This is a genomic window from Cohnella faecalis (assembly GCF_003570905.1).
Taxonomy (GTDB): Bacteria; Bacillota; Bacilli; order Paenibacillales; family Paenibacillaceae; genus Cohnella; species Cohnella faecalis.
Window position 1 is genome coordinate 167624 of the sequence record NZ_QXJM01000037.1, and the last position, 13938, is coordinate 181561.

Consider the following 13938-nt stretch of genomic DNA (forward strand, 5'->3'; position numbering starts at 1 on the left):
CTAAGGAGGCGCGAACGTGGACGAGCGGATTCTCTTCTTTGAGACGCCGGAACAGTGGCGGCGTTGGCTGGAGCACAATCACGACAAGGCAAGCGAGCAATGGTTCGGTTATTACAAGGTAGGATCCGGCAAGCGAAGCGTCACATGGCCCGAATCGGTGGACGAAGCGCTCTGCTACGGGTGGATTGACGGTTTGCGCAAATCCATCGACGGAGAGAGCTACAAGATTCGTTTCACACCGCGTAAGCCGGGCAGCATCTGGAGCGCCGTCAATAGGAAGAGAGTGGAAGAGCTGACTGCGCTCGGACGAATGACGGAAGCGGGGCTGTCCGCTTACTCGAAGAGGACGGAAAGCAAATCCGGCATCTATTCGTTCGAACAAGAAAATGTCTGTCTCGCGGAAGAGGACGAGCGATTGTTTCGCGCTAACGAGAAGGCATGGGCATTCTTCGAAGCGCAAGCGGGCTGGTACCGAAAGGCGGCCGTCTGGAAAATCATAAGCGCGAAGAAGGAAGAGACGAGAGCCAAGCGATTGACCGAGCTTATCTCGAGCTCCGAGAATGGCAGGACGATCCCGTCTTTGACCCGTCCGGGGAAATCGCGCGCGTAATGTTATATTTGTAAAAGTGTTGGTTCGGAGTGTAAACTCTGTATCAACGCTTTTTTTGTTTATTCCAGCCGTTGGAATGCTTCGGTTTCCCTTGGCAGTTGCTTGCGCGTCGTTTTCTCGTTGGCTCGAATGTGCTAACATGGAGAAATGTCAAAAAACGAAATACGAAACAACCATATATAGAGAGACGGGGGAACTTATTATGGAACGACTGCCGCTTCACAATCAAGCGAATCAATCGCCTCCTACGGAACGCAATCGCAGATTCCGTGTGCAAGGCGCACCGTTATATTCGTTTACAATACTGCTTCTTCTGAAAATGCTGCTCCTCCGCTACTTCTTCTTCGAAGGAGTCGCATGGGGAAGGCTCGGGTCCGATTTGGCGGCTATCGTCGTGCTGTTATGCGTGGCGGAGCTGCTTACCCCGGTTCGTTCCAAAAGAATTGTATTTTGGATCGTTAACCTTATCGTTTCCTTGTTGTTGTTCTCTTCATCCGTCTATTTTGCGCATTTCGGATCGGTTCCGACCTATACCGCTTTGATGGAATTAAACCAGGTGGCCGGAATCAAAGACAGCGTCAAGGCGACGATCGAGCTATCGCACTATTTGTTCTTCGCGGACATTGTTCTCGCGCTGGTCGGCGCTATTCTGCTGAGGTTGAACAACCGGAAGCTTCCAGCCGCGCGGGCCGTATGGAAGAAGGGCACGATTGTCGCAGGCATTCTGGGCATCGTGTTCTCGGCTCTCTTTATTAAAAGCGGCCTCCAAATCGACAATGAGCTGGCCGCAGCGGAAAACCAGGGCTTTATCAATTACGAGATTTCGGCGGCGATCAAGTCCAAGCAAGAGAGCATTGCCGTATCGGACGAGACGCCGGCTTCGTTGACGGAGCAGATCGAGCAGCTGAAGGCAACGTATCCGTACACCGTTCCATCGGAGAAGCCGCCGGTCTACTTCGGCACGCAAAAAGGACGCAACGTTATCGTCATCCAGATGGAGGCGTTCCAGAACTTTCCGATCAATCTATCCATCGGCGGACAAGAAGTGACTCCGGTGCTGAACGGCCTTATGAAGGAAAGCTTCTATTTCCCGCACGTTTTTCAGCAGATCGGACAAGGCAATACGTCCGATGCGGAATTCATGTCGAACACTTCGATTTATCCGACGGGCAAAGTCGCTATGTCGACCGGCTATGGCGACCGCGAGCTGCCAAGCCTTCCAAGGCTGCTGGAATCGCGCGGCTACGAGGCGGATACGTTCCATGTCAACGAAGTGACGTTCTGGGATCGCAACAAGCTGTACCCGGCGCTCCACTTCGACCATTACTTCGACAAGCCGTACTATACGAACGACAACTTTAACGGCTTCGGAGCATCGGATGAAGAGCTTTACCGTGTAGGCGTCGAGAAGCTGACCGAGGTAGCCAAAACCGGCAAGCCATTCTACGCGCAATTCGTGACGGTGTCGAGCCATTTTCCGTTCGACGTGCCGAAGGATCGCCAGCGGATTGAGCTGCCGGATTCCTTGAAGGGCACTCAGCTTGGCAAATATATTGCGGCTGTCAACTACACCGACTACGCCATTGGAACTTTGATCGACCGATTGAAGGCAAACGGTCTGTGGGACAATACCGTGCTTGTCGCTTACGGCGACCATTTCGGCTTGCAGCCGAAGGATAACGACGCCGCGATGGTCAGCAAGGAGCTCGGCATAACGTACGAGCCGAACGTCAGCCGTTTCAACGTCCCGCTGTTAATCCGGGTGCCGGGCGAGAAGAACGGCAAAGTGATCGACCGCGTAGGCGGGCAGCTCGACATTATGCCGACGCTTGCCAATCTGCTTGGCGTGTCGCTGAAGGAAGACAAATATACGGCGTTTGGGCAAGATTTGCTCAACATCGATCGCAACGTCCTCGGCATGCGCTATTATTTGCCGACGGGCTCGTTCTTCAACGACGATGTCTTGTTCATACCGGGCAAGTCGTTCGACGACGGAAAGGCGATATCGCTTAAGACGTTGCAGCCCGTCAGCGATATCGCCCAGTATCGAAGCGATTACGATTATGTGATGAAGCTTATGACGCTGTCCGACCAGTACGTTCAGGTGCTGCCGAAGCGCGCCCCCTAGAACACCTTGGTCGTCCAAGCCTCGCAGTTCCAAATATCGGTCGCCACGTCCCGGTAGAATTCCGGCTCGTGGCTGATGAGCAAGATGCTGCCCTTATAGGCTTGCAAGGCCCGCTTCAATTCATCCTTGGCGTCGACGTCCAGATGGTTCGTCGGCTCGTCCAATACGAGAAGGTTCGTCTCGCGGTTAATTAACTTGCAGAGACGGACCTTCGCTTTTTCTCCGCCGCTGAGCACCGAGATATTGCTTTCGATATGCTTCGTCGTCAGCCCGCACTTGGCCAGCGCCGCCCGCACCTCGAATTGGGTGAACGAAGGAAACTCCTTCCATACCGCCTCGATGCAGGTCTCGTCCTGGCCGCTCTTGACCTCTTGCTCGAAATAGCCGATATACTGGTTTTCCCCTCGCTCGACAGTGCCGGACAGCGCCGGAATTTCCCCGAGGATGCTGCGGAGCAGCGTCGTTTTGCCGATGCCGTTCGCGCCGACGAGGGCGATTTTCTGGCCGCGCTCCATCTTGAGATCCAGAGAGCGGGAGAGGGGCTCGCCGTAGCCGATAACCAAATTCCGCGCTTCGAAGATAAGCCGCCCGCTCGTACGGGCTTCCTTGAAGCGGAACTCCGGCTTCGGCTTTTCTTTCGCCAGCTCGATAATGTCCATGCTGTCCAGCTTCTTCTGGCGCGACATCGCCATATTGCGCGTCGAGACGCGCGCCTTGTTGCGGGCGACGAAATCCTTCAAATCGGCAATTTCCTGCTGCTGCTTCTTGTAAGCCGATTCGAGCTGCTGCTTCTTGGCTTCGTGCTGATGAAGGAACGTGTCGTAATCGCCGACATAACGGTTCAGCTCTTGATTTCCCATATGGTAAATCAGATTGATGACGCTGTTCAGGAACGGAATGTCGTGAGAGACGAGAATAAAGGCGTTCTCATAGTTCTGGAGATAACGCTTCAGCCATTCGATATGCTGTTCGTCCAAGTAGTTGGTCGGCTCGTCCAAGAGCAGGATGTCCGGCTTCTCCAGCAGCAGCTTGGCGAGCAGCACCTTCGTGCGCTGGCCTCCGCTTAGATCGTGAACGTCGCGTTCGAGCCCGATATCGGACAAGCCGAGTCCGTTCGCGACTTCCTCGACCTTGGCGTCGATCAAGTAGAAGTCGTTGTTCGTGAGCAGATCCTGGATCGTCCCGACCTCTTCGAGCAGCTCCTCCAGCCTTTCCGGCGTCACATTGCCCATTTCCTCGTACATCTGATTCATTTCCGCCTCCATATCCGTCAAGTAACGGAACGCGCCCTTGAGCGCGTCGCGGATCGTCATCCCTTGTTGGAGGACGGAGTGCTGGTCGAGATAGCCGACGCGCACTTTGCGCGCCCATTCGATCTTGCCGGCATCCGGCTCCAGCTTGTTCATAATGATGTTCATAAACGTCGATTTTCCTTCGCCGTTGGCGCCGATCAAGCCGACGTGCTCGCCTTTAAGAAGCCGGAACGACACGTCGTTGAAGATCGCTCGATCCCCAAAGCCGTGGCTTAAATTTTTGACGGTTAATATGCTCATGGATTACACCTTTTTCATCCGATTTTGTACATGACAGCTCTCATTATAGTCTGCTTTGGGCGGGAAAAGAAAGACCAAACTTGGCACTCTTAGTGCAACTATCGGCAAAAAACGGCGTCTATTCCAGCATACCCCCTTACGGGGACGCTGGGAGGGCTTTAACGGATCATGAAGAGGAAGGCAAAAGGAATCGGACTTGCAATGGCGTTGTTACTGACGATGATAGGAGCCGGGGAACCCGTCGCGCATGCGCAAGGTTCTGTCCCGGATATTCGGATTTATTTGGACGGGAATCGGGTGCAGAGCGACACGGCCCCGTTCATCGTGCCAAAAGCGAACGTGACCATGGTGCCGATGCGCGTCATTGGCTCGGGCTTGGGCGCGGAGACGGATTGGGCGCAAAAGACGAAAACCGTCACTATTCGCAAGCCGGGCAAGACGATCGTCATGACTATCGGCCAGAAATACGCAACCGTGAACGGGAGTCGAGTGGCATTGGATACATCTGTCCAGCTTGTTAATTCCCGGACGATGGTTCCTCTCCGGTTCGTCGGGGAGCAGCTTGGACTGACGGTCAAATGGTATGGAGACACCCGGACAATCGCTTTGGAATCGGAAGCGGCAGCCGAGCTGCGCGGGGCGTGGGTGTCGACGGTGTACAACCTCGACTGGCCGTCCAAAAATTCATACGGCAACGCAGAGCAGCAAAAGCTGGAATTTACTCAACTGTTGGACGAGCTGCAAGGGATAGGCTTGAATACCGTGTTCGTGCAGGTGAGGCCGACCGGCGACGCCTTCTATCCTTCGGCTTACGCGCCATGGTCCGCCTATTTGACCGGACAGCAAGGAAAGGATCCGGGCTATGATCCGCTTGCCTATATGATAGAGCAGGCGCACGCGAGGGGAATGTCGTTCCAGGCTTGGTTCAATCCGTTTCGCGCCGCGGTGAGCTCGAATACGGCGGTTTTAGCGCCGGGACACGTCGCCTTGACGCATCCGGAGTGGATCGTTGCAGGCGGGAGCGGCATCCTGTACGTCAACCCCGGCATTCCCGAAGCGCGTCAATATATCATCGACACGATTATGGAAGTCGCAAGCAAGTATCCGGTGGACGGCATTCATCTGGACGATTATTTCTATCCTTCGAGCGGGGCTTTCGACGATTCCGCAGCTTACGCTGCCTATAAAGGCAGTCAGTATGCAACCCTTGGCGATTGGCGCCGGAGCAACATTAACGACTTCGTTGAAAAGCTGGGCAAAGCGATTCATAAGGCGAAGCCGAAGCTTGACTACGGCATCAGCCCTTTCGGCGTATGGCGCAATGCGGCTGTCGATCCGACGGGCTCGGATACGAGAGCCGGGGTGACGGCATACGACGATATGAACGCGGACGTGCGGACATGGATTCGGCAGAGCTGGATCGATTATGTTATTCCTCAAGTTTATTGGAGCCAGTCGCTCTCCGTAGCCCGTTATAATACGATTGCCAGTTGGTGGGCGAAGGAAGTGGACGGAACGGGCGTGAAGCTGTACATCGGACACGCGCCGTACAAGCTCGGAACGAAGGAAACCGGTTGGAACAGCGCAGACGAAATTATTAACCAGCTTAAATATAACGAAACGATTCCGCAAATTCGCGGAGACGTCTATTTCAGCGCCAAGGATTTGCGGAGAAATCCGCTCGGACTCGTTCCGCTTCTCAGCGCATACTATGGGGCGGCTCCTTCAACGAATGGAGCAACGCCAATGCCGTCCGAGCAGCCGGAATGACGAAGCGGGTCGCCGAAACAAGAAGTTGTCTGAAAGCCATGTCAATCCGAGAAGAACGCGGAGTTTTACTTCGAACGTATCGTGAGGTTTGGACGGACGGCCCCCAAAAGTGCTACAATTTGGCCAAAAGCGCGAAAGGGACGTCGACGTGGCATTCGGAATTCGCAGGCAAGAGCTTCAGCAATGGAAAGATCGCGTGACGCGCGGGGAAATCGCCTATTTGACCCATTATTGGCTCGATCCCCGCTTTCCCGACAGCCGGACGGTGACCAAGGTCGGATGCGCGAACGTGGAACGGCTCGCAGCCTGGTGCGAGGAGAACGGTCTCCCTTCGCGTTATATCCATCGGCGCGACGCTTACCCGCACTTTGACCTGTTCGGTCCGAAACAGGCGGAAGTTCTGCTTCGAGCGGGGGAATGGGAGCAGTTGCGCCGATTCGGCTTGCTGACGGAGGGGAAGGAAGGGAGCGAACACGTATGAATCAGCTTGGCAAAACAGCCTTTATATACGCTCATCCGGACGATGAATCGTTTTTGAGCGCGTGCATGATCCGCCGTTTGGCGGACCAAGAGCAAGCGCCTGTGCTGCTGCTCGCGACGAGAGGAGATGCCGGCGGCAAGAACGGCTTTGCCTCCCAGCTAACGAGAGAGCAGCTCGGCGAGCTGCGCGAACGGGAAATGGAAGCGGCCGCCCGCGTACTGGGACTGACCGCTGTCTCGCATCTCGGAATACCGGACGGTCGTCTTGACGAAGCCGACGAGACGGAAGTCGCGAGCCGGATCGCGGAGTTCGCGAACTTGCACGGAGCGCGAACGCTTGTCACGTTTCCGCCTGACGGCGGCAACGGTCATCGCGACCATGTCGCGATTTCGCGTTTCACGACGGCCGCGGTCGTATCCGGACGCTGCGAGACGGTTCGCGAGCTTTATTACGTCATGTCGGCGGGACTGGCGGAACAAGGAATCGCGCCGGATATGACGATCGACGCGAAGCCGATGTGGGAGATGAAAGCGAGGGCATTATGGGCTCATGAGTCCCAGCGGCTTGCGATCGAAAGATATTTCGGCCAAGGAGCGGCTTTCTCCGAGTCCAGGCGCTATGAAACGTTCGTCGTGGGCTGGACGGCGGAAGGGGGCTTGCGGCTGTGAAAATCGTCGTTGTTTCCGATACGCATATGCCGAGAATGGCAAAAGGTCTGCCCGCGACGCTCACGAAGGAGCTGCGCGGTGCCGATTTCATTATCCACGCGGGAGATTGGACCGATCTGAGGGTGGCGGAGGAATTGGAGAAGCATGCGCCACTTGACGGCGTAACCGGCAATAACGACGGACATGACGTCTGGCGCAAATTCGGCTGGAAAAAGACGATCTCGTTCGGGGAAGTGAAAGTCGGCATCGTTCACGGTCACGGGGACGGCGGGAGAATGGGGACGGAGGAGAGAGCGATTGCCGCCTTCAAGGACGAAGACGTCGATTGCATCGTCTACGGTCACTCTCATATTCCCGCACTGCGCGAAGTCGGGGGCGTTCTTGTCTTCAACCCGGGCTCGCCGACCGATAAGAGAAAGCAGCCGCTCTATTCTTTCGGCCTGTTGGAAATCGAAGGGCGGCAAATCCGAGCCAGACATCTCTTTTATAAGGATAAATAATGGCTTTCATAAGAACAAGTAATGAGGTCGGTCTACCCTGAAAGACTTGTTTGCACCTGTCCGAATAGGGTATACTTGTCTCGCAAATTCATAGCGAAGGGGCAAGGAAACAAGATGGAGAAATTTCTTATTTTCGGCCACAAAAATCCGGATACCGACACGATCACTTCGGCGATCGCATATGCGGAATTGAAATCGAAGCTGGGCTTCGACGCGGAAGCCGTACGTCTGGGCGAAGTGAACGGAGAAACGCAATTCGCGCTGGACAAGTTCGGCTTCGACGCGCCTCGTCTGGTAGAGACGGCGGCCAATGAAGTGAAAAGCGTCATTCTGGTTGACCACAACGAGCGTCAACAGAGCATTTCCGACATCGACCAAGTTCGCGTAGCGGAAGTTATCGATCACCACCGCATCGCGAATTTCGAGACGAAGGGTCCTCTGTATTTCCGTGCAGAGCCTGTCGGCTGCACAGCTACGATTCTTCTGAAGCTGTACAAAGAGAACGGCGTTGCCGTACGCAAGGAAACGGCCGGACTGATGCTTTCGGCTATCATCTCCGATTCCTTGTTGTTCAAATCGCCGACTTGCACGCCGGAAGACGTCGCCGCTGCGAAAGAGCTTGCCGAAATCGCAGGCGTCAACGCGGAAGAATACGGTCTTGCGATGCTGAAAGCAGGGGCCGACCTTAGCGACAAGACGATCGCTCAGCTCATCTCCCTCGATGCCAAAGAATTCAGCATGGGCAGCGCAAAAGTCGAGATCGCCCAAGTGAACGCGGTCGACGTGAACGACGTCCTTTCCAAGCAAGCGGAGCTCGAAGCTGCTCTTAACGCGATCATCGAAGAGAAAGGCCTAGATCTGTTCCTGTTCGTCGTCACGGACATCCTGAACAACGATTCGGTCGGTCTTGCGCTCGGCAAATCCGCTCATGCGGTAGAGAAAGCTTACAACGTGTCGCTGGAGAACAACAAAGCCGTTCTCAAAGGCGTCGTTTCCCGCAAGTCCCAAATCGTTCCGGTATTGACGGAAACGTTCGGAAGCCTGTAATCCATTATCTTTTCCCTTTGAAAGACCGCATGCAGTCAATGCGGTCTTTCGCATTTTTCGAAGCTATGATACGGTAGTAGAAACGAAAGATGAGGGACGGTATCGCAGTCATGAGAAGAATGCATCGTTATGCGAGAGCAGGCTTATCGATTGTTGTCTTCTTGGTCGGGATCGGCGGGTTGGCGGGAACGCCGATTGGAGCCGAACCCGGCTCTGCCGTGCAGTCCGAGCCTGCCATTCAATCGGAGTCGGCTATTCTCATCGATGCGGATACCGGAATCGCACTATTCGGGAAAAACGCGAATACGCGGATGTACCCGGCGAGCATTACGAAAATGGTAACCGCTATTCTGGCATTGGAAACGTCCGATCCGGACGAGACGGTTACCGTGTCGAGAACGGCAAGGGAAGAAGAGGGAACGCGGATTTACTTGGCGGAAGGCGAACAAAAGCCGATGGGAGATTTGCTGTACGGCTTGATGCTCAATTCGGGCAATGACGCGGCGACGGCGATTGCGGAGCATGTCGACGGCTCGAAGGAAGCTTTCTCGAACAGAATGAACGAATTCGTCTCGGGGAAGCTGGGGCTGACCGGCACTCATTTCACGAATCCGTCGGGACTACCGGACGAGGACCATTATACGACGGCTTCGGATATGGCGGTCATAGCGAAATATGCCATGCAAAATCCGACGTTTCGAGCGATCGTTTCCACGAAAAAAATGGCCTGGAACGGTCTCGAATGGCAGTCCAGCCTAATTAATCATAACAAGCTTATCGGTACGTACGAAGGCGCGACCGGCATTAAGAACGGTTATACGGTAGCGGCGGGCAGCACGCTGGTCGCTTCGGCTGCTCGCGGAACGAAAAGCTTGATCGGGGTCGTTCTGAAGGCTCCGAGCAGCAATGCGGTGTACGACGATATGAAAAAGCTGCTCGATTACGGATTCGCTGCCTTCGAGCCCCGCGAGCTCGTGAAGGCGGGGGACGTGTTTGCCGCCGGGAGCGGCGAGTCCGCCTTGGAATTCAAGGCGGTCTCGTCTTTGTCACCGCTTGTCCGGAACGATATCCAGCCGCAGCTGTCCGTCGGAGAGGACGGACGGCTATGGATGTCGTCGGCCACGGGTGCCCAGGTTGTTGCCCAGCTCGAACAAGTGAAACCGGCGGAATCGGTCAGGATCTCTTCGAGCGATGCGGCGGCCTCGGAGGACAGCGCTCCCGGTCACCGTCGAAATCCGGTTTCGGTCATCACTCTTGTCGCTCTGGCCGTTTTTTGCGCGATCGTCGTTTTGCGAGTCCGGAAGAAGAGGAGAATCAAATCGCTGTAGACGTTCTCTCTTCCAACCAACGCCTGATGAACGCAAAGACCGCTTCGCGGTCTTTTTCGTTATGCAGCTCGTGCTTGAAGCCCGGCCACTCCACGAACATGCACCGCGGGCCCGCATGGTCGGCGAATTTCCGGCTCGCTTCTATCGAAGTGACACTGTCGTCGCCGCCATGCATAAGAAGTAACGGAATTCGAAGCTCGCTCGCATGGTTCAATGCCCACAGTCCCGATCGATGTATGCTGAAAAAGTATTTCGCCGTAATTTGACCGTGGCCCAGCCGGTCGCCTCGAATCATGGCCGCCATATCGGGGTCGGAAGTCAGCCGATCCGTGGAAATCGGGCGATCGTTCATATAAGACGGAAACACATTTTCCACCAGTCTACCGACGATGAGAGACAGCGAAGGCGGGGCGAAGGCGAGCTTCAGCCACGGCCCGCTGACGATGGCACCGGCCAATTCGGGCTGTTTTCGCAGAACGTAGTTCAGGGTAAGATTGCCGCCCATGCTGTGGCCGTACAAAAAGACCGGTACTCCGGGATATCGGCTTCGCATTTGCGTCAGCATCCAGTCGATGCCTTCCAGGAGCGCCTCGTAGGAAGGCGTATGCCCGCGCTTGCCTTCCGTGCGTCCATGCCCGCGTTGATCAAAGCCGAATACGACATAGCCGGTCTGCGCGAACATCTCGCCCACATGGCCGTAGCGGCCCATATGCTCGCCCATGCCGTGCACGAGTCCGATCATTCCCAGCGGCCGTTCCAAATCGACTGGAACCCATTCGCAAATGAATTGATTCGTGCCGTCTTCGCATGTTCGATCGTATTCCCGATAGCTCAAGAGCTTTCACCTCGTCGATTTTTTAGAATGCCCGGAATCCTTGTCACTTGTTGTGCGATAGTCGAAATGGTATGATGAACAACGGTGATGATATATGACAACGGAAAACCAAACGCCGGAAAAAACGGAAGAAGTGGAAAAGCAAGCGGAAATGATGAGGCTGCTGACTCAAGTATATCAGCATAGCATCACCGCAATCAAAAGCGGGTTTCCGGACAACGAAGTCGACGGCCAGATTATGAACCACGAGCAGTTCGGCCCGCTTCTTGTTTTCCATGTGAAAAATGAGCAAGGGCACGTTTATTCGTGCGGATTTTTCTTGAATGAGCTTCTCAATAAGTTCCAAAAGGGTACGAACGCAGCGACGTACCTGTCTTCGTTCTTCGTCGATTTGATGGAGACGGAGGGAGGCAAGCCTCTTCCGCAGCCTCCGCAGTCCGAGGACGATGTCACGCATTTGATCGACAACGAGTTAATTCCGCATTGCAGAAAAGCCGTGCAGGAAGAATTCGAGCCGGAAATCATTCATATTCAGTTGGATTTGCACGAGCAATACGGTCCCGTTCTGGAATCCGGCTTCCAAGCTATTACAGAGGGCAACAACGTATGCGCCGTTCCGATTCCAATTCTGATGATCCATTATTTGTTGAATCGGGATCCGGCCGATATAATCATTAACGGGTTGTATCGAATTCGCGACGAGCACGGCCTGGGGCAACCCTAAACAAAGCCAAACCTCCCATTTGCCTCGGCGAATTCGGAGGTTTGATTCTTTTTTCGGACAAGGCGGCGGGATGGCATGAGAATGATGACGCTGGATCGTCTTGATGATCGATGGTGGCCGCAGGCTCACCGGATCTACGATGGCGCTTTTCCCCATGGGCGCAAGCCCGATTCCGTTATTTCGGCTATGTTCGACCGGAGGATGGCGCATCTGCACCTCCTTATCAAAGACGGAGACGGCGATCCCGAATTGTTGGCGATGGCGATCTCCGGAACAACGGGCAATTTGCTCCTCATCGACTATGTAGCGGTAAGTGAGGACGCCCGCGCCTGGGCATAGGCGGCGAGATGGTGGGAGCAATCCGGCAATGGGCAAAATCGGATGGCCGGGTGCAGGGAATCATTGTCGAGGTGGAAGCCGAGGATAACGAAGAGAACCGGAGCAGAATTCGCTTCTGGGAACGTTGCGGCTTTACGTTGACGGATTATGTTCACCGGTACGTGTGGGTGCCGGAGACTTATCGGGCTATGTACGCCAAGCTCGATTCGGACAGCTCTATGCCGGAGGACGGCAAGAGGCTGTTCGGGCACATTACGTCTTATCACAACCGGGCTTTTCGCAAATAACTCCGGCCGTTTCGACCATTTGACAAAAGCGAGCCCGATGAATTATAGTGAATCAAAGTTCATCCCATGCGCGTTGAAGGGAAGCAGTAGCGTTCGTTCCGCACGTTCCAGAGAGCCGGCGGTTGGTGCAAGCCGGTACGAGGCCGAATGCGAATTACGTCCCCGAGCATTGCGATCCGAACCCGTCTGCTTTTGGCGGAAGGACGCGACGGTTGACGGCCGTTATCCGTTTCGAGAGGGGAAGGCGCCTGGCGCTTTTCCAACTAGGGTGGTACCGCGATGACTCGTCCCTTGCTTAGGCAAGGACGGGTCTTTTTTGTATTTTCAGTCGGAGGAGAGAGAACGATGAGCGACAAGGTTGCAGCACTGACGTTTATTGAGGATTTGGAATACCGGGGTCTGATTTATCAGTTGACGGACCGCGAAGGCTTGTTGGAAAAATTGCAAAACGAGAGGGTCAAGCTTTACAGCGGCTTCGATCCGACGGCGGACAGTCTGCATATCGGTCACCTGCTGCCTGTATTGTGCTTGCGCCGTTTTCAACTTGCCGGACATTTGCCGATCGCTCTCGTAGGCGGCGGAACGGGCTTGATCGGCGATCCGAGCGGACGATCGACCGAGCGCTCCCTGAATACGTCGGATACGGTCGCCCAATGGACGGAGCGCCTGAAGGAGCAGCTATCTTCCTTCCTCGATTTCGAGACGGACGTTAACCCGGCGGTCATGGCCAGCAACTACGATTGGCTCGCGCCGCTCGACGTCATTACGTTCCTGCGGGACATTGGCAAGAACTTCACCGTCAACTATATGCTGGCGAAGGATTCCGTCAACTCGCGAATGGAAAGCGGCATCTCGTTCACGGAATTCAGTTACATGATTTTGCAGTCTTACGACTTCTTCAAGCTGAACAAGGATTTCGGCTGCTCGCTGCAAATCGGCGGAAGCGACCAATGGGGCAATATTACGGCCGGGCTCGACCTGATCGGCAAGATGGGCGGCACCAAATCGTTCGGCTTCACAATGCCGCTCGTCACGAAGAGCGACGGCAAGAAGTTCGGCAAGTCCGAGTCCGGCGCGGTCTGGCTTGATCGGAACAAGACGAGCGCGTACCAGTTCTATCAATTTTGGCTGAACACAGACGACAACGACGTTATCAAGTTTCTCAAATACTTCACCTTCCTGACTCGCGAGCAGATCGAAGAGCTCGAAGCGGAGCTGCGCGAGCGTCCGGAGCAGCGGGCCGCGCAACGTACGCTCGCTCGCGAAGTGACCGGTCTGGTACATGGGCAAGAAGCGGTTGTCAGCGCCGAGAAAATTTCGCAGGCGCTCTTCTCCGGCGACGTCAAGCTGCTGAGCGAAAGCGAGCTCGTCGAAGCGTTGGACGGCGTTCCGTCCGTCCTGCTGGAAGACGGCGAGCCGCTGCCGCTGCTTGATTTCGTCATCGCGGCCGGAGCCGCGCCGTCGAAGCGCCAAGCGAAGCAGGATATTGAGAGCGGCGCCGTCTACATCAACGGCGAACGGCTGAAAGAAGCGGAGCTTGCGGTAAGCTCCGACTACAGGCTGCACGGCAAGTACGTCGTTCTCCGCCGAGGCAAAAAGAACTATTTCCTCGTGCAATACCGTTAATCGTCTGCAACAATGAAGAAGGTTCCTCACTTGTCCGAACCG

14 protein-coding genes and 1 other annotated feature are annotated in these 13938 nt (G+C 55.2%); of the genes, 12 read left to right on the plus strand and 2 right to left on the minus strand.

Going from position 1 to position 13938, the window contains the following annotated elements; all coding sequences use genetic code 11:
* The first annotated feature begins 16 nt into the window (after window positions 1-16).
* Window positions 17-610 carry a YdeI/OmpD-associated family protein gene (locus D3H35_RS12055; protein WP_233567895.1) on the plus strand — a complete coding sequence of 198 codons (594 nt, stop codon included), beginning with the start codon at window positions 17-19 and terminating at the stop codon, window positions 608-610.
* Between the two features lie 202 nt (window positions 611-812).
* Window positions 813-2738 carry an LTA synthase family protein gene (locus D3H35_RS12060; RefSeq protein WP_119149603.1) on the plus strand — a complete coding sequence of 642 codons (1926 nt, stop codon included), beginning with the start codon at window positions 813-815 and terminating at the stop codon, window positions 2736-2738.
* On the opposite strand, the gene D3H35_RS12065 is transcribed toward D3H35_RS12060, so the two are convergent.
* Window positions 2735-4291 (minus strand): ABC-F family ATP-binding cassette domain-containing protein, encoded by a 1557-nt coding sequence (locus D3H35_RS12065; protein ID WP_119149605.1) that lies wholly within the window; start codon window positions 4289-4291, stop codon window positions 2735-2737. The two genes, D3H35_RS12060 and D3H35_RS12065, sit on opposite strands and share 4 nt — an antisense overlap.
* A gap of 168 nt (window positions 4292-4459) precedes the next feature.
* Here D3H35_RS12065 and D3H35_RS12070 point away from each other — a divergent pair, with 168 nt between their 5' ends.
* From D3H35_RS12070 to D3H35_RS12095, 6 genes are all read left to right on the plus strand, one after another.
* Window positions 4460-6061, plus strand: coding sequence for a family 10 glycosylhydrolase (locus D3H35_RS12070; protein WP_119149606.1), 1602 nt, complete (start codon window positions 4460-4462; stop codon window positions 6059-6061).
* 148 nt (window positions 6062-6209) lie between these two features.
* Window positions 6210-6542: a hypothetical protein gene (locus tag D3H35_RS12075; RefSeq protein ID WP_119149608.1), complete on the plus strand. Its 333-nt coding sequence runs from the start codon at window positions 6210-6212 to the stop codon at window positions 6540-6542.
* Window positions 6539-7210: a PIG-L deacetylase family protein gene (locus D3H35_RS12080; protein ID WP_119149609.1), complete on the plus strand. Its 672-nt coding sequence runs from the start codon at window positions 6539-6541 to the stop codon at window positions 7208-7210. The genes D3H35_RS12075 and D3H35_RS12080 overlap by 4 nt, the downstream gene beginning before the upstream one ends.
* Window positions 7207-7710: a metallophosphoesterase family protein gene (locus D3H35_RS12085; RefSeq protein WP_119149610.1), complete on the plus strand. Its 504-nt coding sequence runs from the start codon at window positions 7207-7209 to the stop codon at window positions 7708-7710. The genes D3H35_RS12080 and D3H35_RS12085 overlap by 4 nt, the downstream gene beginning before the upstream one ends.
* A 114-nt stretch (window positions 7711-7824) precedes the next feature.
* Window positions 7825-8757 (plus strand): manganese-dependent inorganic pyrophosphatase, encoded by a 933-nt coding sequence (locus D3H35_RS12090; RefSeq protein ID WP_119149611.1) that lies wholly within the window; start codon window positions 7825-7827, stop codon window positions 8755-8757.
* A gap of 110 nt (window positions 8758-8867) precedes the next feature.
* The gene (locus D3H35_RS12095) at window positions 8868-10085 is read left to right on the plus strand and encodes a D-alanyl-D-alanine carboxypeptidase family protein (RefSeq protein WP_233567896.1); all 1218 of its coding nucleotides are present in this window, start codon (window positions 8868-8870) and stop codon (window positions 10083-10085) included.
* Here D3H35_RS12095 and D3H35_RS12100 read toward each other — a convergent pair.
* Window positions 10072-10920 carry an alpha/beta hydrolase gene (locus D3H35_RS12100; RefSeq protein ID WP_233567897.1) on the minus strand — a complete coding sequence of 283 codons (849 nt, stop codon included), beginning with the start codon at window positions 10918-10920 and terminating at the stop codon, window positions 10072-10074. The genes D3H35_RS12095 and D3H35_RS12100 overlap by 14 nt on opposite strands.
* A 94-nt stretch (window positions 10921-11014) precedes the next feature.
* On the opposite strand from D3H35_RS12100, the gene D3H35_RS12105 reads away from it, so the two are divergent.
* The 4 genes from D3H35_RS12105 to tyrS all read left to right on the plus strand — a co-directional run bounded on the left by D3H35_RS12105 (window position 11015) and on the right by tyrS (window position 13896).
* Window positions 11015-11644, plus strand: a complete 630-nt coding sequence (locus D3H35_RS12105; protein WP_119149612.1) for a hypothetical protein — start codon at window positions 11015-11017, stop codon at window positions 11642-11644.
* A gap of 75 nt (window positions 11645-11719) precedes the next feature.
* On the plus strand, window positions 11720-11983 hold the full coding sequence (locus tag D3H35_RS12110; protein WP_119149613.1) for a hypothetical protein: 264 nt from the start codon (window positions 11720-11722) through the stop codon (window positions 11981-11983).
* An 8-nt stretch (window positions 11984-11991) separates the two neighbouring features.
* Complete coding sequence (locus D3H35_RS12115) at window positions 11992-12270, plus strand: N-acetyltransferase (protein ID WP_119149614.1); 279 nt, start codon at window positions 11992-11994, stop codon at window positions 12268-12270.
* A gap of 64 nt (window positions 12271-12334) precedes the next feature.
* Window positions 12335-12565: a binding site (T-box leader), on the plus strand.
* A 50-nt stretch (window positions 12566-12615) separates the two neighbouring features.
* Window positions 12616-13896 carry a tyrosine--tRNA ligase gene (gene tyrS / locus D3H35_RS12125; RefSeq protein ID WP_325050057.1) on the plus strand — a complete coding sequence of 427 codons (1281 nt, stop codon included), beginning with the start codon at window positions 12616-12618 and terminating at the stop codon, window positions 13894-13896.
* The last annotated feature ends 42 nt before the right edge of the window (window positions 13897-13938 follow it).